The sequence below is a fragment of the Caulobacter sp. AP07 genome (genome assembly GCF_000281955.1).
Classification (GTDB): Bacteria; Pseudomonadota; Alphaproteobacteria; order Caulobacterales; family Caulobacteraceae; genus Caulobacter.
Window position 1 is genome coordinate 1 of sequence record NZ_AKKF01000215.1, and the last position, 20658, is coordinate 20658.

Here is a 20658-nt window from a genome sequence, read left to right on the forward strand (position 1 = left end):
AAACGCACGTCGACCGTCCGCAGGCCCGTGATCCGGGTCATCGGCGCGGCCTCCTTGCGGGGACGTGGATGCAGCTCAAGATCGTCTCTCCAAGGCTTGTTCCCCACACCGTCCGCGGACACCGCACTCGATCGCTCGTCCGCTTCTCGATCCTCCCTGAAGGGAAAGTATCGCTACCAGTTCGCATGCTGACCTGAGGTCGGCGAACATATTTGAGGTTAAATTTTACTGATGCATAAACCTGATGTTCGGATGAGGCGATTGACCTGGCCACCTTCACTCCAACAGGCGAGCGACATCCTATTGCCGCATGTTCGTTTTGTATTTGATACACATATTCATATCTAAAATCATGTCAACGACGCGACACGCGGGAGCGCGAGAAAAATGGATGTTTCGGCGCGCGTCTTGGCCGAAGGACGATCAGGCCCCGACGAGCATATCCAGTGGGTGATCAAGGCCACTTCGCGCTCCCCCGCCCATCGGCTAGGCTTTCGCCTGTGAAACAAGGGGCGGCGGTAGTGAGCGCGACGAGCAAGGCAGGTACGGACGGCGACGAACAGCGCTATCGCGCCCCGGCGCTCGAAAAGGGCCTCGACATCCTCGAGCTGGTTTCAAGAGCGAGCGAGCCGATGTCGACCGGCATGATCACCCAGGCGCTGGAGCGTTCGACCGGCGAACTGTTCCGGATGATCCAGGTGCTGGAGCACCGGGGCTTCATCGAGCAGGTCGGCGGCGGCTATCTGCCGACAACCAGGCTGTTCGCGCTCGGCATGCAGCAGGCCCCGATCAAGTCGATCCTGGAGGTGGCGCTGCCGGCGATGCGCGACCTGGCCGAGACCACCGAGCAGAGCTGTCATCTGGCCCTGCGCACCGACGGCGACATCGTCGTGGCCGCGCGGATGGAATCGGCCAGCCTCATCGGGTTCTCGGTGCGCATCGGCTATCGCCAGCCGCTGGTGCTGACCGGGTCCGGCACGGTGCTCTACGCCTTCCAGACCCCCGAGACGCGGGCGCGTTGGGAAACCACCTTCGATCCGAACACGCCGGGCGACCGCCTGACCGCCTTCCGCGCGCGCGCCGATCGCGCCCAGGCCAACGGCTATGACGAGCATCCCAGCGACATCGTGCCGGGCATCGTCGATCTGGCGGCTCCGGTCCTACGCGGTGAAATCGCCGCCGCGGCCCTGACCATACCGTTCGTCCGCAAGGTCCCCCTGAAGGTCGAGCAGGGTCACGCCCTGCAGTTGGTCGGCGAAGCGGCCCGGCGGATCTCGGCCGAGCTGGCCTCTTCCGACGTCCGCGCCTAGCGGGGTCGCGCGGCGCCCTCGAGGGAAGGCCCATCGAGCGTCACGCGGCCGCCGGCGCGCACGAAGATCTCGCGCTTGACCTCGCCGCAGCGGATCGTGCGCTTGCCCGCCGTCGCACAGCGCAGCGTCACGCGTTCCAGCTTGCCGTCGCGCCAGAAGAGATCGACCTCGCCGGCGTTGCGGACCCTGACGCCCCGGATGGAGCCCTGGGGCCAGGCCGCCGGCAGAGCGGGCAGAAGGTCGATGATCTCGCCCTTGCTCTGGACCAGCATTTCCAGGATCGCGGCGGCGCCGCCGAAGTTGCCGTCGATCTGGAACGGCGGGTGGGCGTCGAACAGGTTGGGATAGGTCCGCTCGCGGGCCAGCAGCAGCCGCAGCACCTCATGGGCGTGGTCGCCGTCCTTCAGCCGCGCCCAGAGATTGATCCGCCAGGCGATCGCCCAGCCGGTGGTCTTGTCGCCGCGCGTCTCCAGCGTGCGCCTGGCCGCCGCCGCCAGGTCCGGATGCGTGGCCGGATCGAGCTGCCAGCTGGGATAGAGGCCATAGAGGTGCGAGACATGGCGGTGCTTGGGGTCGACGGCGACTGCGTCCCAGTCGTCCTTCCACTCCATCAGTTGCCCTCCGGCGCCGATCCGGGTAGGCGCCAGCCGATCCCGCGCCCGCGCCAAGTCTTCACCGAAATCGGGATCCAGGCCGAGGATCCGCCCCGCCTCGCGCGTATGGTCGAATAGGTCGCGCAGAATCTGCATGTCCATGGTGGGGCCCGCGCACAGCGTCGATCCGAAGCCATGGCGGTTTTCCGGAGACACCGACGGGCTGGTGACCAGCCAGCCGGTGGCGGCGTCGGTCTGCAGCGTGTCGAGGAAGAATTGCGACGCGCCCTTCATCAGCGGATAGGCGCGCGCCAGGAACCGCTTGTCGCGACCGTAGTCGTAGTGGTCCCACAGGTGGACGCACAGCCAGGCCCCGCCGGTCGGCCAAAGTCCGGCCTTGGCGTGGTCGAACGGGGCGGTTCCGCGCCACAGGTCGGAGTTGTGGTGCGCCACCCAGCCGCGCGCGCCATACATCTCTCGCGCCGTGACCGCGCCCCGTTCGGCGAGCTCGGCGATGAAATCGAACAGAGGCTCGGCGCACTCGGCCAGACCACCGGCCTCGGCCGGCCAGTAGTTCATCTGGGTGTTGATGTTGATCGTATAGTTGGAGCCCCAGGGCGGCTTGACCTGGTCGTTCCACAGCCCCTGCAGATTGGCCGGCTGGCCGCCGGGCCTGGAGCAGGCGATCAACAGGTAGCGCGCATACTGGAAGTACAGCTCCACCAGGCCCGGATCGTCAGTCGTCTCGTTGCGGGCGATGCGGATGTCGGTGGGCGCGCCGATATCGTCCTTCCCGCCAAGATCGAGACTGACACGGTCGAACAGCGCGCGGTGCGCGGCGGTGGCGGCGCGGGCCAGCTGATCGAAGGACTTGGCGGCGGCCTTGTCGATCTGGCCGCGCGTGATCGCGTCGGGATCGCCGCCCACATCGTCGTAGCGCCGATAGCTGGTCGCCATGGCCAGGTAGATCGTCGCCCGGCTGGCGCCGCGCACCGCGATCTGGCCGTCGGCGCCCTTTACCGAGCCTCCCTGGGTCACGACCCGCGCCCGGCCGCAATAGGTCAGCGCCCCGGAAACGCCGCCTTCGCCGTCGTTGTTGCGACCGGAGATCTTGAGGGTGTCCGGCCTCTCGACAACGATCTCCCGCACCGTCTGCGCCGGGGCCAGGGTCAGATCGAAGTCGAGCGCGCCGGGTCGGCTGGCCGTGAGCTCCAGGGCGATCACCTGATCGACCGGCGACGCCACAGCCCGTCGGCGATAACGGACGCCGTCGATCTCGAAGGTGGTTTCGGCCACGGCGTTGTCGATATCCAGCGACCGGCGATAGCCGCTGACCGCCCCCCTCGCCCCCGCCCAGCGGAGGCCGAGGTCGCCGAACGGCTGATAGGCCATTTCGCGCGGCGGCGTCGCCACCAGGGTCTCGTTGGCGCGTTGTTCGGCCTCGGCGAAGCGGCCCGCCGCGATCAGGGCGCGCACGGGCTCGAGGCCCTCGCGGGCGCGCGGATTGACCGGATCGTAGGGCCCGCCGCTCCACAGAGTATTTTCGTTGAGCTGCAGGCGCTCCGCCCACACGTCGCCGAAGATCATGGCCCCCAGCCGCCCGTTGCCGATCGGCAGGGCCTCGACCCACTCCTTCGCGGGCTGGTCGTACCAGAGCACGTGGTCGCCGCGCCCCTTCGGAGCCGGGGCGGCCATGGCGCGATCCAGTCCGAACGCCGCGGCGGCCGCACCCAGTTGTCGGCGTGTCAGGGTCTTGCGGGCCACGGTTAACTCCGACTAGGGCAGGATCCAGCGAAACGAACGAAACCTACCGCGAGCCTGGGTTGTTTCATAGATAAATTTCATATCCATTAGTGGTGGATCAATTCCATCCGAACGCCATGGAGCAAGATTTCATGAAACAACATTCGATACGCTCCGCGAATGATCCGAAGCGCCTGCGCCGGATCGCCGTCGCCGCGGGCGCGATATTGGTCTGCGCCTCCCCTGCCCTCGCCGCCGAGTGGATTCCCGTCTGGACCGCCTCGCCGACGCCCGACTTGCGGGACGGAGCGGGCGGCGTTTCGCGGGGCTTCAAGGATGAAAGCGTACGCCAGGACATCCGTCTGGCCGGCTCGGCCAACGCCCTTCGGCTTCGGATCAGCAACGAACTGGGGACGGCCCCTCTGAAACTGGAGGCCATGACCGTCCGGCGTGTCGGGGCCGCCGACCCGACGGTCCCCGTGCTGTTCGACGGCGCGGCTTCATTGACCCTGCCGCCGGGCGGAATCGCGATCAGCGACGAGGTGAATCTGGCCGCGTCCGCGCTCGCCGACCTCGCCGTCAGCGCCTACTTTCCCGAGGCCGTGGCTCCGGCCGTTCGCCGCACCGCCGTCCGCATCGCGCCGGGCCGGGTCGAGGTCGCCGACACCGCGTCTCTGTCGTCACGCCAGAACGTCATCTCGGCGATCTACGGCCAGGTGAACAAGGCTCCGAAGGTGGTCGTGGCCCTGGGCGACTCCATCACCGAAGGCTCCACCGCCACGTTGGGATCCAATCACGACTGGCCTTCCGTGCTGGGCCAGCGCCTGAACGCGGCCTGTCCGGGGGGCTATGTGGTGGTCAACGCCGGCATCAGCGGCAACAGGCTTCTGGATCATGGGCGCAGCCCCTCAGCCCTGGCGCGCCTGGATCGCGACGTGCTGTCCCTGCCGAAGGTCGACTATGTCGTGCTGCTGGAAGGCATCAACGACATCCGCCACGGCGGCGCGCCCGACTTCAAGCCGGGGCGCAGCGCGCAAGAGGCGATCATGGCCTATCGGCAGATCGTCACGCGCCTGACCGACCATCGCATCACGGTGATCGGCGCCACCCTGACGCCGTTCGAAGGCTCCGATCGCTTCGAGCCCGTGGCTGAGGCCACGCGCCAGACGATGAACGCCTTCATACGCAAGAGCGGCCTGTTCGCCGGCGTCGTCGATTTCGACGCCGCGCTGCGCGATCCCGAGAAACCTCTGTCCATGCTGGAGGCCACCAGCCGTCCCGACCGGCTGCACCCTAGCGACGAAGGCTACGAGCGCATGGCGCGATCAGTCGATCTTTCCCTGTTCGGTTGCCACGCGAAAGAGAGGCGCTAAGGCCGTCTCGCCCTGCGGGGGAGATACTCAGACAATTTCAATAGCAAAATCCATATTCACTGATGAAGATAAATGTTGACGAGGAACGTTCGGCGCCTCCATTTCGATCACATATAAAAAAAAGGGGGGAGTAAAACATGCGTTCGAACAATTCGGTGCTGCTCGCATCGGTCAGCGCAATATGCCTGATGGCCGCCGCGCCGGCTCTGGCGCGACAAGCGCCGGCGGCGCCGGCCTCGGACAAGGAAGCGGGAGAGGCGGTCGCCGAGGTCGTCGTGACCGGCTTCAAGCAGAGCTACGCAAACGAGGTCCGCACCAAGCGAAACGCCATCGAGATCACCGACGGCATCTCGTCGGATGACCTGGGACGGATCCCGGACCTCAACATCGGCGAAGCGCTGCAGCGCGTGCCCGGCATCCAGATCAACCGCGAGGCCGAGGGCCGCGAAGCGACGGTCAACCTGCGCGGCCTGCCCGGCGAGTTCGCGCGCACCACGCTGAACGGCGTCGCCTTCGCCGAACCGATCCTTCAGTCCTCCACCCCGCTCGGCGCTTTCCTGTCGGACGTCTTCAGCGCCGTCCGCATCGAGAAGTCGCCCATGGCGCACGCCCAGGCCGGCGGCGTCAGCGGCAATATCGACTTGCAGGTCCAGGGCGCCCTCTCGCGCCGCGATGGCGGGCGGCTGAAGGCCTCCTACGACTACAACGAGCTCGGCGGCCGTGGGGAGCCCAGCTACACGTTGGGCTACAACAAGCACATCACCGACGATTTCGCGGTATTCGGCATCGCCGCGTTCAAGCATGAGAACTTCCGTCGCGACTCGGTGCTGTTCAACAGCTACGGCACGCTGAACACGACGCTGACGCCGGATCTGATCACCCGCTATGCCGACTACTACGCGCCGGCGGGTAGCTGCACGACCACCTACGCGTCCGTCTCGGGCTGCGTCGCGGTGGCCGGCGGCACGGGTAAGCTGGCCCAGACTGGCGTGCAGTACGTCGCCCAGAGCCGTCAATACACGCGCGTCAACATCGGCGACCAGTTCTCCGGCGCCGCCGGCGCCGAATGGAAGGTGAGCGACGAACTGAAGGTCGGCGTGACCGGCCTCTTTACCCGCCGCGTCCAGAGCAACACCAGCCAGAACTTCAGCACGGTCAGCTACTCGGGCACGGGGGCGAAGATCACGCCAACCGGCAACCTGCACCAAGGCGCCAACGGCTCCTACTACATCCAGGACTTCGACTTCTCCGGCGTCAATGTCGTCGAGGATTCGCGCCTCTTCCCGCAGACCCAGAAGGCCTGGAGCTTCAATCCGAGCGTCGAGTTCAAAAACGACCGCTGGCGCCTGTCGACGGTCGCCACGATCTCCGGCGCCAACAACGCCTCCGAGGAGCAGTACGTCACCTTCAACCGGGTCCAGGTGGCCGGGGGCAACGGCGTCAACGGCAGCTTCTCGAGCGGCGGCGGCGACTTCGAAAAGTATCGCATGGCGTTCAGCAACTCGGCGCCGCTGTTCAACGTCGACGGAAACCCGACCTGGATCCAGGGATCGGCGGCGAGCAGCAACGCCGATTTCACCAACTGGTACAATTCGCCGGCGGGCACGGCCAACCGGCTGCGCTTCCAGATCAGCGGAATTCAGGCCTACGCCAACAGCAAGATCAAGGCGATCCAGCAGGACGTCGAGCGACAGCTCGATTTCGGGCCACTGACGTCAGTTCAGTTCGGCGGACGCTTCGAACGCAACGACTACTCGTCGCGCGGCTCGAAGATCAACGCGGTCGGGATCCAGTCCCAGAACATCAAGGACAGCTATCGCCTGACCAGCCCCAGCGTCGACGACTTCTTCGGCGACTCGCTGCCGGGCATGAACACCAACTGGCGGATCACCGATGTCCGGGCGCTGTTCAAGGCCCTGCAGCCGGTCACGGCCTATGAGGGCGCGCCCCTTGCCTTCAACGGCTTCAACCAGACCCTCAACGACGATGTGAACATCGGCCGCTACAACTTCACCAGCCTGACCGACGTCGCCTCCGGCTATGTCGAAGGCAAATACGCCAGCGAGCTGTTCTCGATCCCGGTGCGCGGCTCGGTCGGCCTGCGCTACGAGCACACCGACAAGACCGTCGACACGCTCAACCGGATCCGCACCTCGACGACGACACTGGGCAGCCTCTCCGACTACGCCTACCGTCGCTATGAGGACAGCTATGGGCAGTGGCTGCCCTCGGCGATCGCCGTCTTCGACGTGACGGACGACTTCATCGTTCGCGCCGCCGCCTATCGCACCTATGTGCGTCCGCATCCGCGGCAGTTCTCGCCGGTCACCCTGGTCGGCACGCCGAGCGACTCCAACGTCATCACCGCCACCCTCGGCAACGCCGAGCTTCAGCCCTACACCGCCACGTCGCTGGACCTGTCGATGGAATGGTACAACCGGCCCGGCGGGCTGGTGTCGCTCACCATCTTCCAGAAGCGGCTGAAGAACTTCATCCAGCAGGTCAGCGGCGCCAGGGCGCTCTGCCCCGCGGACGGTGGCACACTGGGCCTGGGGCCGCTCAGCCTGCAGGGCGACCTCTGCTATACCAGCGCCGGTCCGGACGCGAGCGGCGACCTGCAGACCGTCAACTTGACCGGCTACATCAATTCGACGACGCCCTACACGCTACGCGGCGCCGAGTTCAACGTGCAGCAGAACCTGGACTTCCTGCCCGGCTTCTGGAGCAACTTCGGCGGGGCGTTCAACTATGCCTACACCGTCGTAGACGGCGCCGGGCCGACCGGCGCGAAGGTGTCGCTGCCAGGAATCTCCAAGCACAACTTCAACGTCATCGGCTACTACGAGACCGATCTGTTCGGCGTGCGTCTGACCTACAACTACCGCACTGACTATGACGTGCCGGACGCGGCCATCTTCGGCTTCGGCGGCGCCGCGCGGCGGGTCATGGCCCGGGGACAATTGGACGGCTCGGCCTCGTTCAACCTGAGAGAGGGCACGAGCATCTCAGTCAGCGCCTTCAACATCACCAACGCCGTCCGCCAGGAATATCAAGGCGTCGAGGCGATGGCGCGTCGACAGGACTATGACGGCCGCACCTACCGCATCGCACTGAACATGCGGTTCTGACCGTTCGGGAAGACGTTAGCCGGGCTCCGTCCCGGCTAACGCGCTCGGACGTACAATCCTGATCCATTGAAAGTAGGCGCCATGACGATCGCGCGCCGGTCCGCCTTGGAGCTCCGTGTCTCGGCCGCGGCGGTGACGGGCAGGAGATGAAAGGTCGTTGACATTAAAGTTTACGTCGTAATAGATAATTCTCACGACAACGCAGATTGTTCGGGGAGGAAACTATGAAGACGGGTCTCAACGGCTCGGCCATGTTCGTCGTCACGACGCTGGCCGGCCTGTCCATCGGCGCCGCGGCGCAAGCCCAGACCGCGCCGGGTTCGGCCAAGGCCGGCGACAACGTCGCCATCGAGGAAATCATCGTCACCGCCCAGAAGCGCGACGAGCGCCTGCAGGACGTGCCGGTGTCGGTCGCGGCCTTCGGCGAAAAGGCCCTCCAGGCCGCCAAGATCGACAGCGGCACGGAGATCGCCCGCCAGACGCCCAATCTGCGCGTCTCGGTGCTGGGCAACGAGTCCCAGCCCAAGTTCGCCCTGCGGGGCATCTCGACCTCGGAGTTCAACCTCAACGCCGTCTCGCCGACCGGCGTCTTCTATGACGAGGTCTATATCGGCGCGCAGTACCTGGGCGGCGCGGCGACCTTCGACGTCGAGCAGATCGAAGTGCTGCGGGGGCCGCAGGGCACGCTGTTTGGCAAGAACACCACGGCCGGGGCGGTCAACTACATCTCCCACCACCCGACCTTCCAGCCTGCAGCCGAAGTGACCGCCGGCTACGGCTCCTACGATTTCATCGAGTTCAAGGGCGTGGCCGAGGTCCCGCTCGTCGCGGACCGGCTCACGGCCCGCATCGCCTTCGACACCGCCCATTCCGGCGGCTACATCGAGAACGTCAATCCGGCGATCAGCGACCGTTCCAACGTCGACCGCACGGCCGGCCGCCTGACCCTGGCCTACAAGGACGACGCGGGGTTCAAGGCGACCTTGCGCCTCTTCCACACCGAGTCCGACGCCCGCGCCATCGGCGTAATCAACGAGGGCCTGGGGGCCGGCGGCCTCAACGCCCTGGGCCGCGACCCGCGCGTCAATCCCTATACCGGCGCGCGGATGAGCGCCCACCAGATGGCCACCGACCGCGACGGCAAGCTGGAGGTGCGCGGCACGGGCGGCTACCTGACCCTGACCAAGGACCTGGGAGCGTTCACGGTCACCTCGATCACCTCGCACCTGAAGGGACGCTTCCTGAACAACGTCGACGCCGACGGCACGATCGACAACCTGCTGCACATCGACTTCAAGTCACGCAACAAGGAGACCAGCCAGGACCTGCGCATCGCCACCAACGGCGACGGGCCGCTCAACTGGATCGCCGGCGTCTACTATTTCCGCGACGATATCGGCATCGACACCACCTACACCATCTTCGGCGGCCCGCCGATCGTGCCGATCCTCGGCCAGACCTACGACCAGCGCCGCACCTCCTACGCGGCCTATGTCGACGGAACCTTCGACTTCACCGACACCCTGACCCTCTATGGCGGCCTGCGGTACACCGACGACAAGGGCCGGATGAGCAACTTCCAGGTGACCCCGGTCATCGCGCCCCAGCCGAACCTGACCTATCACGACGCCAAGCCCACCGGACGGATCGGCCTGCGCGCCAAGGTCACCCCCGACATGATGGTCTATGGCCAATTCGCCCGCGGCTACCGCAGCAGCGCCTTCAACGGCGGAGCCCTGACCAACGTCGCCGACCTCAATGTCGCCGACCCGGAAAAGCTCGACGCCTATGAGCTGGGCCTGAAGTCGCAGTGGTTCGACCGCCGCCTGACCTTCAACGCCTCGGCCTTCCTCTACAACTTCTCCAACCAGCAGTTCATCAACCTGGTCGGGGTCTCCAACCAGCAGCTGGTCAACGCCGGCCGCTCGCGGATCAAGGGCGTGGAGTTCGAACTGGTCGGCCGGCCGACCGAGCGCCTGACGATCAATGCGGGCCTGGGCCTGCTGGACGCCAAGTACAAGACCCTGGTGCTGAACGGCGCCAACCTGTCGGGCAACGACCTGATCGAGGCCCCGCCCTACAGCCTCAACTTCGGCGGCGACTACCGCATCCCGGTCGGCGACGGCGCCATCACCCTGCACGCCGACGCCGCCCATGTCGGCTCGCAATACTTCCAGGCCTCCAACACGCCGCTGTCGCGGGCGGACGCCTTCTGGGACGTGGGCGCGCGGATCGCCTACGCCGACCCTTCCGGCCGGTACGAGCTGTCGGTCTACGGCAAGAACCTCGGCGACAACCGCGAGGTCACCGGTATCGTCCTGGACGCCACCAGCCAGACGAAGTTCGCCACCGTGCCCAATCCGCGGCGGTTCGGCGTCGAGCTGACGGCCAGGTTCTGACGGAGGCGACGCCCATGGAAGCTCTCTTCACCCTCACCAGACCCGATGGCGAGCAACTGGCTTGCTATCGCTGGTCGAACGGCGCGCTCCCCCGCGCCGTTCTGGTGGTCGCCCACGGCATGGGCGAGCACGCCCGCCGCTATCGGCCGGCCCTGGCCCAGCTGGTCGATAGCGGCGTGGCCCTCTACGCCCTGGACCATCGCGGCCATGGCGCGACCATCACGCTCAACGGCCGGGAGGCCGGCGACTTCGGCCCCGGCGGATTCGACGCCGTGGTCGAGGACCTGGCGGCCCTGGTCGCGCGGGCCCGGTCGGAAAACCCGGACCTGCCGCTCTTCCTGCTGGGCCACAGCATGGGCTCGTTCATCGGCCAGGCCTTCCTGATCGAGCACGGCGACCGGATCGACGGCGCGGTGCTGGTCGGCACCACCGACGTCGAGCTGCTGGCCCAGGGCATGGCCAGCGAGCCCGACGTCCTGGCCGCCCTCAACCGGCCGTTCGAGCCGGCCCGCACGCCGTGCGACTGGCTCAGCCGCGACGAGGTCCAGGTCGACCTCTATCTCAACGATCCGCTGTGCGGCTTCTCGCTGGTTCCCGACTCGATGGTCTCGCTGCTGTCGCAGGGCGCACGCCTGTCCGACCCCGCCCAGATCGCCAGGATTCCCAGGAGCCTGCCCTTGTACGTCCTGGTCGGCGGCCGCGACGTCCTGACCACGGCCTTCGGCAAGCTCGAGCCCCTGGTCAAGCGCTATCGCGCCGCGGGCCTGGACCCGGTCGTCGCCCTCTATCCCGAGGGCCGCCACGAGATCCTCAACGAGACCAATCGCGACGAGGTGGTGACGGCGCTCAAGGCCTGGCTCGACGCGGCGTTCCAGACGGCGCGGACGAGCGTTCGGATCTGAGATGTCTTCACGGCCCGGACCTTACGACCTGCTGGTGATCGGCGGCGGCGTCAACGGCGCGTCGATCGCCCGCGCCGCCGCCGTGGCCGGCCGTAGCGTCCTGCTGGTCGAGCAGGGCGACCTGGCCCAAGCCACGTCCTCGGCCTCGACCAAGCTGATGCACGGCGGCCTGCGCTATCTCGAATATTACGAGTTCAAGCTGGTCGGCGAAGCGCTCAAGGAAAGGGCGATCATGCTGCGCATGGCCCCACATTTGGTGCGGCCCCTGGAGTTCCGGCTGCCGCATGCCGCCGGCACGCGTCCCTGGTGGATGGTGCGGCTGGGCCTGTGGATCTATGACCTTCTGGCTCTGGGCGGCGGCCTGCCCGCCTCGCGCGGCGTCAGGCTGGACGACCCGGCGATGCGCGACCACGGGGGACGCGGGTTCAGCTACTGGGACGGCTGGGTCGACGACGCGCGCCTGGTGGCGTTGAACGCGGTCGACGCGCGGGAGGCCGGCGCCGAAATCCGCACCCGCACCCGCCTGATGTCGGCCGAGCGCGGTCCCCAGCTGTGGACGGCCAGGCTCGAGGACGCCGCCGGCCCACGCGTCGTGACCGCCAGGACGATGATCAACGCCGCCGGCCCCTGGGTGGCCCGCGTGCTGCGCGACGAACTGGCGATCGAAGGCGGCTCCAAGGTGCGGCTGGTCCGCGGCAGCCACCTGATCCTGTCGCGCCGCCTGGCCGGCGACCATGCCTGGCTGCTGCAACAGCCCGACGGCCGCGTGGTGTTCGCCATTCCCTATCTCGACGACTTCACCCTGGTGGGCACCACTGACATTCCCGTCGACCGGCCCGAGGACGCGGCCATCTCGCGGGACGAGGTCAACTACCTGCTCGGCGCCGTGAACCTCTATCTGCGCGAGCCGGTCGCCGCCGACGAGATCGTCAGCGCCTACGCCGGCGTGCGACCCCTGTTCGACGACGGCGCAGGCGACGCCAGCGCCGTCACCCGCGACTACCGACTGGAGCTGGACACCGACGGCGCGCCGCTGCTCAGCGTGTTCGGCGGCAAGATCACCACCGCCCGCCACCTGGCCGCCGCCGCCCTGGAGCGGCTCGGCATATCCGGCGGCGACACGCGTCGGCGCCCCTTGCCCGGCGGCGATATCGACGACTTCGAGGCCTTCCAGGACGAGGTCGCGCGGCGTTGGCCCTTCCTGGAGGCGGCCACGGCCCGCCGCCTGGCGCGCGCCTACGGGACCCGGGTAGGACAGGTGCTGGGCGAGGCCCGCGATCACGCCGGCCTGGGCGCCGACTTCGGGGCCGGCCTGACCGCCCGCGAGATCGACTATCTGATGGACGCGGAGTGGGCCCGCGACGCCGAGGACGTGCTCTGGCGGCGCTCCAAGCTTGGGGTGAGGCTGACGGCGACGCAGGTCGCGGCCGTCCAGACCTATATCGACGGGCGGACGGCATGAGCCGGCGCGGCGTCGTGGCCATCGACCAGGGCACGACCTCGACCCGCGCCATCCGGTTCGGGCCGGATCGCCAGGTCCAGGCGACCGCGTCGCGCGAACTGGCGTCCCGCTATCCCCGGCCCGGCTGGGTCGAACAGGATCCGGAAGTCATCTGGGCCGACGCGCTGGCGACGCTCCGCGAAGTGGTCACCGACGACGTCGCGGCCATCGGCCTGACCAACCAGCGCGAGACGATCGTCCTTTGGGACCGCAAGACCGGAAAGCCCCTGCACGACGCCATCGTCTGGCAGGACCGCCGGACGGCCGAGCTCTGCGCCGATCTGATCGCCGACGGCCTGGAGCCGGAGGTCCGCGCCAAGACCGGCCTGCTGCTGGATCCCTATTTCTCGGCGACCAAGCTCTGCTGGCTGCTCGATACGATCGAGGGGGCCCGCGCCCGGGCCGAGCGTGGCGAGCTGGCCGCCGGCACGATCGACAGCTTCCTGCTCTGGCGACTGACCGGCGGCGCGGTCCACGCCACCGACGTCACCAACGCCGCGCGCACCTTGCTCTACGACATCGGCCGGCATCGCTGGGACGAGGACCTGGCCAAGCTGTTCGACATCCCCCTGGCCATCCTGCCGGAGGTGCGGGCCAACGCCCATCTGTTCGGCGAGACCGATCTGTCCATCGTCGGAAGGCGCATCCCCATCGCCGGCATGGCGGGCGACCAGCAGGCCGCCCTGATCGGCCAGGGTTGCTTCCGACCGGGCATGGCCAAGTCGACCTATGGCACCGGCTGTTTCCTGCTGACCCACATCGGCGGGGCCCCGACCCTGTCGAGCAAGCGCCTGCTGACCACCCCCGCCTATCGCATCGGCGACGAGGACGCCTATGCGATGGAGGGCTCGATCTTCATCGCCGGGGCGGCCATCAAATGGCTGCGCGACCGCATGGGGCTGATCGGCGACGCGGCCCAGACCGCCGCCCTGGCCGCCAGCGTTCCGGCTGGCCACGGCGTCCACCTGGTGCCCGCCTTCGTCGGCCTGGGCGCCCCGCACTGGCGCACGGACGTGCGGGCCACGATCAGCGGCATGACCCTGGACACCGGCGCGGCCCACATCGCGCGCGCGGCGCTGGAAGCGGTCGCCTATCAGACCTGCGACCTGGTCGACACGATGACCGCCGACGGGATCGCGCCGCCCGCCCTGCTGCGGATCGACGGCGGCATGGCCGCCAACGACTGGTTCGCCCAGTACCTGGCCGACATGCTGGATCTGTCGGTCGAGCGTCCCGCCAACCATGAGACCACCGCCCTCGGCGCGGCTTATCTGGCCGGCCTGACGACCGGCCTGTGGAGCGCGGGGTCCGCCCCGTCACAGGACCCGCCGCCCCAGCGCTTCGAACCGCGCCTGACGGCGGCCGCGCGGTCCAGCGCTCTCGACGGCTGGCGCGCCGCCGTCCGCCAGGTGCTGGCCGCATGACCCATCCCGCCAAGATCGGAGACACCATGCCCCAGGCGCCCCACCCGCCCGCCGCCCGCCTGGCCGACGTCGCGCGACCCGACGGGCGAGAGGGCGCCGTCGCGCTCTCGATCGGCGACCAGGTCCTGACCTACGCCGAACTCGACGCCCGGATCGACGCGGCGCGCGGGGCCTATCGCGACCTGGGGCTGGAGCCCGGTGACCGCGTGGTCCTGCTGTTGCCGACCTCGGTCGAGTTCATCGTCGCCTATTTCGGGGCCCATCGCGCCGGGCTGGTCGTCATTCCGCTCAACCCGCTGCTGGGTCAGGAGGAGGTTGCCTATATCCTGGCCGGCATGCAGCCGGCCCTGGTGGTCGCCGCCGGGGCCGAGGCGCCCTTCCCGGTGCTGGGCCTGCTCGACGGCCTCCTGGAACAGGCCGGCCTCCGGGCCCGGCTGGCGCGCTACGATGGCGGCTCGAGCTTCGACCTAGCCATGGCCCGCGCGCCCGCCGGCCTGGCCCCCGCCCCGCGCGCCGATGACGACGAGGTGCTGATCCTCTTCACCTCCGGCACCTCGGGCAAACCCAAAGGCGCCTCCCACGCCCAAGCCGCGATCATGGCCAACGCCCGGCACGCCAACGCCGTCTTCGGCCTTGGCCCGGACGACGTCCTGACCTGTCCGCTGCCGCTGTCCCACGTGTTCGGCCAGATGGTGGTGATGCTGGGCGGCCTGCTGGCCGGAGCCGAACTGAATCTCGTGCCGCGGCCGGCGCCGGCCGCCGTGTTCGCCGCCCTGACCGCCCGGCGGACGACCTTCCTGGCCGCCGTGCCGACCACCTTCGCGGCCCTGGCCGAGATGGCCCGGCAGGACCCCGGCGCGGCGAGGGCCGCCGGCGCGACCCTGCGCACCGCCCTGGCCGGCGGCGCGCCCCTGCCGGCGGCGACCGGCGCAGCCTTCGAGACGGCCTTCGGCGTCCCCGTCCACCAGGGCTACGGCATGACCGAGGTCGCCTGCTGCATCGCCCTGTCCGCCCCGCCCGCCCCGGCGACCGGCGGGGTGGGACCGATCTGCGCGCCGCTGTCGGCCCGTATCATCGACGCGGCCGGCCACGAGGCCGAGGAGGGCGAACTGGAGCTCTCGGGCCCCAACCTGTTCCGCGGCTACTACATCGACGGCCAGTTGCAGCCGCGCGGCGACGGCGACGGGTTCGCCACCGGCGACATCGTGCGCCGGGACGCCGACGGCGAGATCTTCCTCTGCGACCGCAAGAAGGAGCTGATCATCCGCAACGGCTACAACGTCTATCCCTCGGAGGTGGAGGCCGTGCTGGCCGACCATCCCGACGTCCTGCTGGCCGCCGTGATCGGGGTGGACGACCCGGTCGTCGGCCAGGAGGTGGCGGCGTTCGCGGCCCTGCGCGAGAACGCCACCGCGTCGCCCGCCGCCCTGGCCGCCTGGTGCCGGGCCCGGATCGCGCTCTACAAATATCCCCGCCTGGTTGCTATCCTTCCAACTCTGCCTACCAATGCGACGGGAAAGATCATGAAGCGCGCGCTCGATCCGGCCCTGCTCGCGCGGGTGGATACCGTCTGAGTTGGGATTGAGCCTCGTGGTCGTAACGCTTCCTCAGTCCGCCGCGCCCAAGCGCCGAGGTCGCCCGCCGGCCGATCCCGCCGCCCTGGCGGCCACCTCGCAGGAAATGAAGGCCACCATCTGCGTGGCCGCTCTGAAGCTTTTCGAGCAGGGCGGCGTCGAGGCCGTCAACATGCGCGACATCGGCAAGGCGCTGGGCGTCTCGCCGATGATGGCCTATCGCTACTTCCCCAGCAAAGACCACTTGCTGATGGAACTGCGCATCCGGGCCTTCAGCCGGTTCGCCGCGTCGCTGGCCCGCTGGCGGCGCCGGGCGCGGGCGCCCGAGGAAGCCCTACCCCTGGTTTGCGGGGCCTATCTGATGTTCGCCTACGCCCATCCGCACGACTACCGTCTGATGTTCGACATGTGGGCGTTCGAGGATGTCGCGACCATGAAGGCCGAGTTCGGCGAGAAGCTGCGGCGCCAGTCGGCGTCGTGGCTGGAGATCCAGGGCGCGATCAGCGACCACCTTGGCGATCACGCCGACAAGATCGACCTGGGCCAGTCGACCGACATCGTCTGGAGCACGCTGCACGGGGTGGCTTCACTGCACCTAGCGCGCAAGTTCGTGTTCGGCCGATCGATCAGGCAGTTGGCGAGGCCGACCATCGCCGCGATCGTGGCCGGCGTGACGGCCCGCCGCATCTAGCGTCTGGTTCCTGGATCGCTCGATCGTCGCCCCGAAGCATACATATATAGTTTACATTGTAATGTTTAAATGAGGTCCAGATCATGGTTTCCACTTTGAGCGGCCGAACCCTCTTCATCAGCGGTGGTTCCCGCGGTATCGGCCTGGCGATCGCGCTGCGAGCCGCCCGCGACGGCGCCAATGTCGCGATCGCCGCCAAGACGACGACGCCGCATCCGTCCCTGCCTGGCACCATCCATTCGGCCGCCCAGGCGATCGAGGAGGCTGGCGGCAAGGCGTTGCCACTGGTTTGCGACATCCGCGACGAGGCCCAGGTCGAGGCGGCGATCGCCGCCACCGTGGATCGCTTCGGCGGGCTGGACATCTGCATCAACAACGCCAGCGCCGTGCGACTGACGCCGATCCTCGACACCCCGATCAAGCGCTTCGACCTGATGCACCAGGTCAACGCCCGGGCCACATTCCTGGTCACCCAACAGGCCCTCCCCCACCTGCTGAAATCGACCAACCCCCATGTCCTGGCCATCTCGCCCCCGCTCCTGATGGAGGAGCGCTGGTTCGCGCCGCACGTGGGCTACACCATGGCCAAGTTCGGGATGAGCATGGTGATGCTGGGCGTGGCCGGCGAGTATCGCGGCCGGGTCGGCGTCAACGCCCTTTGGCCGCGTACGGCGATCGACACCGCGGCCATGGCCGAGTTCAGGGACCATCTGGCGGTGGACGCCCTGCGCTCGCCCGACATCGTCGCCGAGGCCGCCTGGCGCATCATGACCTCGGACGCCCGCGCCACCACCGGCAACTTCTTCATCGACGACGAACTGCTAGCCGCGCACGGCGTCACCGACCTGTCGGCCTACAGCCCCGCCGGCGTCGCCGACATTGACCTGACACCGGACGTCTTCGTGCCCAGCCTGCGCCAACTGCGCGGGCTGTCCGATCCCCGCAACCCCTACGCCCACGACCTGGATGGCGCGGCTTGATATCGTTGGTCCAATGCCTCGCCCATCGAGAAACGGGCGGCTCTGGCCTCCCGTTTCGTGCGCTTTCGGCGCCTGTTCCTCCTTTGATCCCGAATCTGCGGACCCAATCCCGATTGTTGAAGGGGTGACGCCCAGCGGGACCATCGAGACGGTCTGGCGGACGCCGCCAGCCTGATCTTCGCCACCGTCTCCGAACTGCTCGCCCAGGACGTCGAGCTCCATCCCAGCGCCGTCATGGCCGCCAAGCTCGCGCGATGACCGTGGAAGGGGCGCTCGGAGAGAAAATCCTCACCGGCGTTACCTTCGAGACCCTCCCGTCGAACCTCTGCTTAGACGCGCCAAACAGGACGTCCGCCGGTCGCTTCGCACCGGAGCATTCAAGGAGAATCCATGTCGGATCGTATGATGTCCACGCTGGTGGCTGGCGCTCTCGCCACCGCCCTCGGCGCCCTCGCCACCGTCCCCGCCAACGCCGAGCAATTCACGGCGCATCAGAAGAAGATCCAGGCCGCCAATACCGTCAAGGTGAAGTCGGGCAAGGTCGAGCCCTGCTTCGGCGTGGCGCTGAAGGGCCACAACGACTGCTACGCAGGCGCGGGCACCTCGTGCGCGGGCACCAGCACCGCCAACTATCAGGGCAACGCCTTCAAGCTCGTGCCGACCGGCGCCTGCACGGCCATCACCACCCCCCATGGACCGGGCAGCCTGACGCCCAAGGCCTAGGCTTGAGGAGGCGACCGGGCTTCGGCCCGGTCGTCCTCTTTCCCCAAGACGCCGCGAAGGTCCGCCATGTCCAAATTCCCACCCGCTCGGGTCCGCGCTCAGATGCCTTGTCGCGCCGGCGTCGGCCTCAAGGCCGAGCACCTGCGCACGATCCTGGAAACCGATCCCGACGTCGGCTTCTTCGAGGTCCACGCCGAGAACTACATGGGCGCGGGCGGTCCGCCGCACCGGTATCTCACGGCAATCAGGGAGCGGTATCCGCTGTCGGTGCATGGCGTTGGTCTGTCGATCGGCGCGGACCGTCCGCTCGACCAGGACCACCTTCGCCGCCTGCGACAGCTGGTCGATCGATATCGCCCGGCCCTCTTCTCCGAACATCTGGCCTGGTCGAGCCACGACGCCGGCTTCCTGAACGACCTGCTGCCGCTGCCCTATACCGACGAGACCCTCGCCCGCGTGATCAAGCATGTCGATCAGGCGCAGGAGGCGCTGGGCCGCCAGATCTTGCTCGAAAACCCGTCCGCCTATCTGGCCTTCGCCGAAAGCACCTACGCCGAGCCCGAGTTCATCGCCCAGGTCGCGCGCCGAACCGGATGCGGCCTGCTGCTCGACCTCAACAACGTGCATGTCTCGTCGATCAATCAGGCCTGGGATCCGATCGCCTATCTGGACGCCTACCCGCTCCGGCAGGTCCAGGAAATCCATCTCGCGGGCTTCGCCCCCGACGCCGACGAGCAGGAACGACCTCTGCTGATCGACGCACACGACCGCCCGGTCTCGCACGCGGTCTGGACGCTGTTCGCCGGCGTCGTCGAACGCATCGGTCCCGTCCCGACCCTGATCGAATGGGACACGGACCTGCCGGACTGGCCGACGCTGAAGGCCCAGGCCGACCAGGCCGACCGCGTGATGGCCAGCGTCCTCCGGTGGCTGGTTCTCGAACCGTCCAGCCGCCCGGCCGCCCTCCCCTGAGGAACCAGACCATGCTCAGCCGAGGACACACCGACACACCCTTCGCCATGCGGCTGGCCGCGTTCGCCGAGGCGCTGCTGGATCCCACAATCCCGCCGCCGGAGGGCCTCATCGGACCGGACGGCCGCCCCAGCGCCAAGCGCTTCGCCGTCTATCGCAACAACGTCGTGCTGGGTCTGGTCGAGACGCTGAAGGCGGCGTTCCCCGTGACGCGGCGCCTGGTCGGCGACGACTTCTTCGCCGGTATGGCCCGAGTCCATGTGGCCCGGGCCCCACCGGCCTCGCCCGTCATGCTCGACTATGGCGCGGAATTCGCCGACTTCGTCGGCCGCTTCGAGCCCGCGGCGACGCTGCCCTATCTCCCGGACGTCGTCCGGCTGGAACGAGCCTGGACCGAGGCCTATCACGCCGCCGAGGCGCTGCCGCTGTCGCCAGGCATGCTGACCGAAATTCCCCAGGAAGACCTGCTCCGCGCGCGGCTGCTTCTCCACCCGTCCGTCCGCATGGTGCGATCGGCCTTTCCGGTAGTCGAGATCTGGCGGATGCATGACCAGGTCGAGGCGCTGCGTGGTGTGGATCTCGGTCGCGGCGGAGAGGACGCCCTGATCGCGCGGCCGAAGCACGATGTCGAGCTGAGGTCCCTGCCGCCCGGAGCCGCCGACTTCGTCGAAGCGCTGCTCGCACGCGCCACGATCGGGGAAGCCCTGGCGCGAGGCCTCTCGGCGGATTCACGTTTCGACCCGGCCGGCGGGTTGATCGGACTAGCCCGGGCCAACCTCATCGTCGGCGTCGGCGTCGGCGTCCGGCGCGACGATGCGACGACGTCGTCGGAGGCCGCATGAGCCCTCGCCATCTCCTCGTCGACCGCTCGGCCCGAAGGGTTCGAGGCGCCGTCGACGGCGTCGCGAAGCTGGCGACCAGGGTCGCCCCGCCGCTGATGCGCCTGGCCCTGGCCCTTCCCTTCCTGCGCTCCGGCCTCACTCGCTGGGACGGGTTCCTGGTCCTGTCTCCCGGCACGTCGTACCTCTTCGAGGACCAGTTCAAACTTCACGTCCTCGGCGCGGAATACGGCCTTCCCGTCCCGGGTCAGCTGGCCTGGCTGACGGCCTGCGCCGAGATCGCCCTGCCGGTCTTGCTGCTCGTCGGGCTGGGCACACGGTTCGCCGCCCTGGCCCTGCTGACCATGACGGCGGTGATCCAGTTGGTGTTTCCCGACGGCTGGGCGAATTTTCATCTCTATTGGGCGGCGCTTGCCCTTGGGATCACCACCACCGGCCCAGGCGCCCTGTCGATCGATCGCTGGATTGATCGCGCCGTCGCTCGCCCCTGAAAGTCCAACGGCCAA

Annotated in this window: 15 protein-coding genes; 14 read left to right on the top strand and 1 reads right to left on the bottom strand. The window is 68.1% G+C overall.

Going from position 1 to position 20658, the window contains the following annotated elements; all coding sequences use genetic code 11:
* Positions 1–521: 521 nt before the first annotated feature.
* A complete protein-coding gene (locus PMI01_RS19530) occupies positions 522–1310 on the top strand; it encodes an IclR family transcriptional regulator (protein ID WP_007672912.1) in 789 nt (262 codons plus the stop codon).
* On the opposite strand, the gene PMI01_RS19535 is transcribed toward PMI01_RS19530, so the two are convergent.
* Positions 1307–3667: a glycoside hydrolase family 95 protein gene (locus tag PMI01_RS19535; RefSeq protein WP_007672914.1), complete on the bottom strand. Its 2361-nt coding sequence runs from the start codon at positions 3665–3667 to the stop codon at positions 1307–1309. The two genes, PMI01_RS19530 and PMI01_RS19535, sit on opposite strands and share 4 nt — an antisense overlap.
* A 131-nt stretch (positions 3668–3798) precedes the next feature.
* Here PMI01_RS19535 and PMI01_RS19540 point away from each other — a divergent pair, with 131 nt between their 5' ends.
* The 13 genes from PMI01_RS19540 (at position 3799) to PMI01_RS19600 (ending at position 20643) form a co-directional block, all read left to right on the top strand.
* The gene (locus PMI01_RS19540) at positions 3799–5019 is read left to right on the top strand and encodes an SGNH/GDSL hydrolase family protein (RefSeq protein WP_007672916.1); all 1221 of its coding nucleotides are present in this window, start codon (positions 3799–3801) and stop codon (positions 5017–5019) included.
* A gap of 137 nt (positions 5020–5156) precedes the next feature.
* Complete coding sequence (locus PMI01_RS19545; RefSeq protein WP_007672918.1) at positions 5157–8147, top strand: TonB-dependent receptor; 2991 nt, start codon at positions 5157–5159, stop codon at positions 8145–8147.
* 224 nt (positions 8148–8371) lie between these two features.
* Complete coding sequence (locus PMI01_RS19550; protein WP_007672920.1) at positions 8372–10546, top strand: TonB-dependent receptor; 2175 nt, start codon at positions 8372–8374, stop codon at positions 10544–10546.
* A gap of 14 nt (positions 10547–10560) precedes the next feature.
* Entirely contained in the window at positions 10561–11448 is an 888-nt protein-coding gene (locus tag PMI01_RS19555) for an alpha/beta fold hydrolase (RefSeq protein ID WP_007672922.1), read from the top strand.
* A gap of 1 nt (position 11449) precedes the next feature.
* On the top strand, positions 11450–12910 hold the full coding sequence (glpD, locus tag PMI01_RS19560) for a glycerol-3-phosphate dehydrogenase (protein WP_007672924.1): 1461 nt from the start codon (positions 11450–11452) through the stop codon (positions 12908–12910).
* On the top strand, positions 12907–14373 hold the full coding sequence (gene glpK / locus PMI01_RS19565) for a glycerol kinase GlpK (protein ID WP_007672926.1): 1467 nt from the start codon (positions 12907–12909) through the stop codon (positions 14371–14373). The genes glpD and glpK overlap by 4 nt, the downstream gene beginning before the upstream one ends.
* A complete protein-coding gene (locus PMI01_RS19570) occupies positions 14370–15947 on the top strand; it encodes a class I adenylate-forming enzyme family protein (RefSeq protein WP_007672938.1) in 1578 nt (525 codons plus the stop codon). Before glpK ends, PMI01_RS19570 begins: the two co-directional genes overlap by 4 nt.
* Positions 15948–15963: 16 nt before the next feature.
* Positions 15964–16638 carry a TetR/AcrR family transcriptional regulator gene (locus PMI01_RS19575; protein ID WP_157223827.1) on the top strand — a complete coding sequence of 225 codons (675 nt, stop codon included), beginning with the start codon at positions 15964–15966 and terminating at the stop codon, positions 16636–16638.
* Positions 16639–16721: 83 nt separating this feature from the next.
* On the top strand, positions 16722–17618 hold the full coding sequence (locus PMI01_RS19580; protein WP_007672942.1) for an SDR family oxidoreductase: 897 nt from the start codon (positions 16722–16724) through the stop codon (positions 17616–17618).
* 390 nt (positions 17619–18008) lie between these two features.
* Positions 18009–18341, top strand: coding sequence for a BufA1 family periplasmic bufferin-type metallophore (locus PMI01_RS19585; RefSeq protein ID WP_007672945.1), 333 nt, complete (start codon positions 18009–18011; stop codon positions 18339–18341).
* 102 nt (positions 18342–18443) lie between these two features.
* Entirely contained in the window at positions 18444–19313 is an 870-nt protein-coding gene (locus PMI01_RS19590; RefSeq protein ID WP_202948100.1) for an MNIO family bufferin maturase, read from the top strand.
* A gap of 47 nt (positions 19314–19360) precedes the next feature.
* Positions 19361–20155 carry an HvfC/BufC N-terminal domain-containing protein gene (locus tag PMI01_RS19595; RefSeq protein WP_202948101.1) on the top strand — a complete coding sequence of 265 codons (795 nt, stop codon included), beginning with the start codon at positions 19361–19363 and terminating at the stop codon, positions 20153–20155.
* Complete coding sequence (locus PMI01_RS19600) at positions 20152–20643, top strand: DoxX family protein (RefSeq protein WP_007672950.1); 492 nt, start codon at positions 20152–20154, stop codon at positions 20641–20643. Before PMI01_RS19595 ends, PMI01_RS19600 begins: the two co-directional genes overlap by 4 nt.
* Positions 20644–20658: the final 15 nt, after the last annotated feature.

Bases quoted from the DNA above. Each gene is read 5' to 3' on its own strand.
- PMI01_RS19540 (WP_007672916.1), top strand. From the start codon at position 3,799: ATGAAACAACATTCGATACGCTCCGCGAATGATCCGAAGCGCCTGCGC.
- PMI01_RS19545 (WP_007672918.1), top strand. From the start codon at position 5,157: ATGCGTTCGAACAATTCGGTGCTGCTCGCATCGGTCAGCGCAATATGC.
- PMI01_RS19550 (WP_007672920.1), top strand. From the start codon at position 8,372: ATGAAGACGGGTCTCAACGGCTCGGCCATGTTCGTCGTCACGACGCTG.
- PMI01_RS19555 (WP_007672922.1), top strand. From the start codon at position 10,561: ATGGAAGCTCTCTTCACCCTCACCAGACCCGATGGCGAGCAACTGGCT.
- glpD (WP_007672924.1), top strand. From the start codon at position 11,450: ATGTCTTCACGGCCCGGACCTTACGACCTGCTGGTGATCGGCGGCGGC.
- glpK (WP_007672926.1), top strand. From the start codon at position 12,907: ATGAGCCGGCGCGGCGTCGTGGCCATCGACCAGGGCACGACCTCGACC.
- PMI01_RS19570 (WP_007672938.1), top strand. From the start codon at position 14,370: ATGACCCATCCCGCCAAGATCGGAGACACCATGCCCCAGGCGCCCCAC.
- PMI01_RS19580 (WP_007672942.1), top strand. From the start codon at position 16,722: ATGGTTTCCACTTTGAGCGGCCGAACCCTCTTCATCAGCGGTGGTTCC.
- PMI01_RS19585 (WP_007672945.1), top strand. From the start codon at position 18,009: ATGTCGGATCGTATGATGTCCACGCTGGTGGCTGGCGCTCTCGCCACC.
- PMI01_RS19590 (WP_202948100.1), top strand. From the start codon at position 18,444: ATGCCTTGTCGCGCCGGCGTCGGCCTCAAGGCCGAGCACCTGCGCACG.
- PMI01_RS19595 (WP_202948101.1), top strand. From the start codon at position 19,361: ATGCGGCTGGCCGCGTTCGCCGAGGCGCTGCTGGATCCCACAATCCCG.
- PMI01_RS19600 (WP_007672950.1), top strand. From the start codon at position 20,152: ATGAGCCCTCGCCATCTCCTCGTCGACCGCTCGGCCCGAAGGGTTCGA.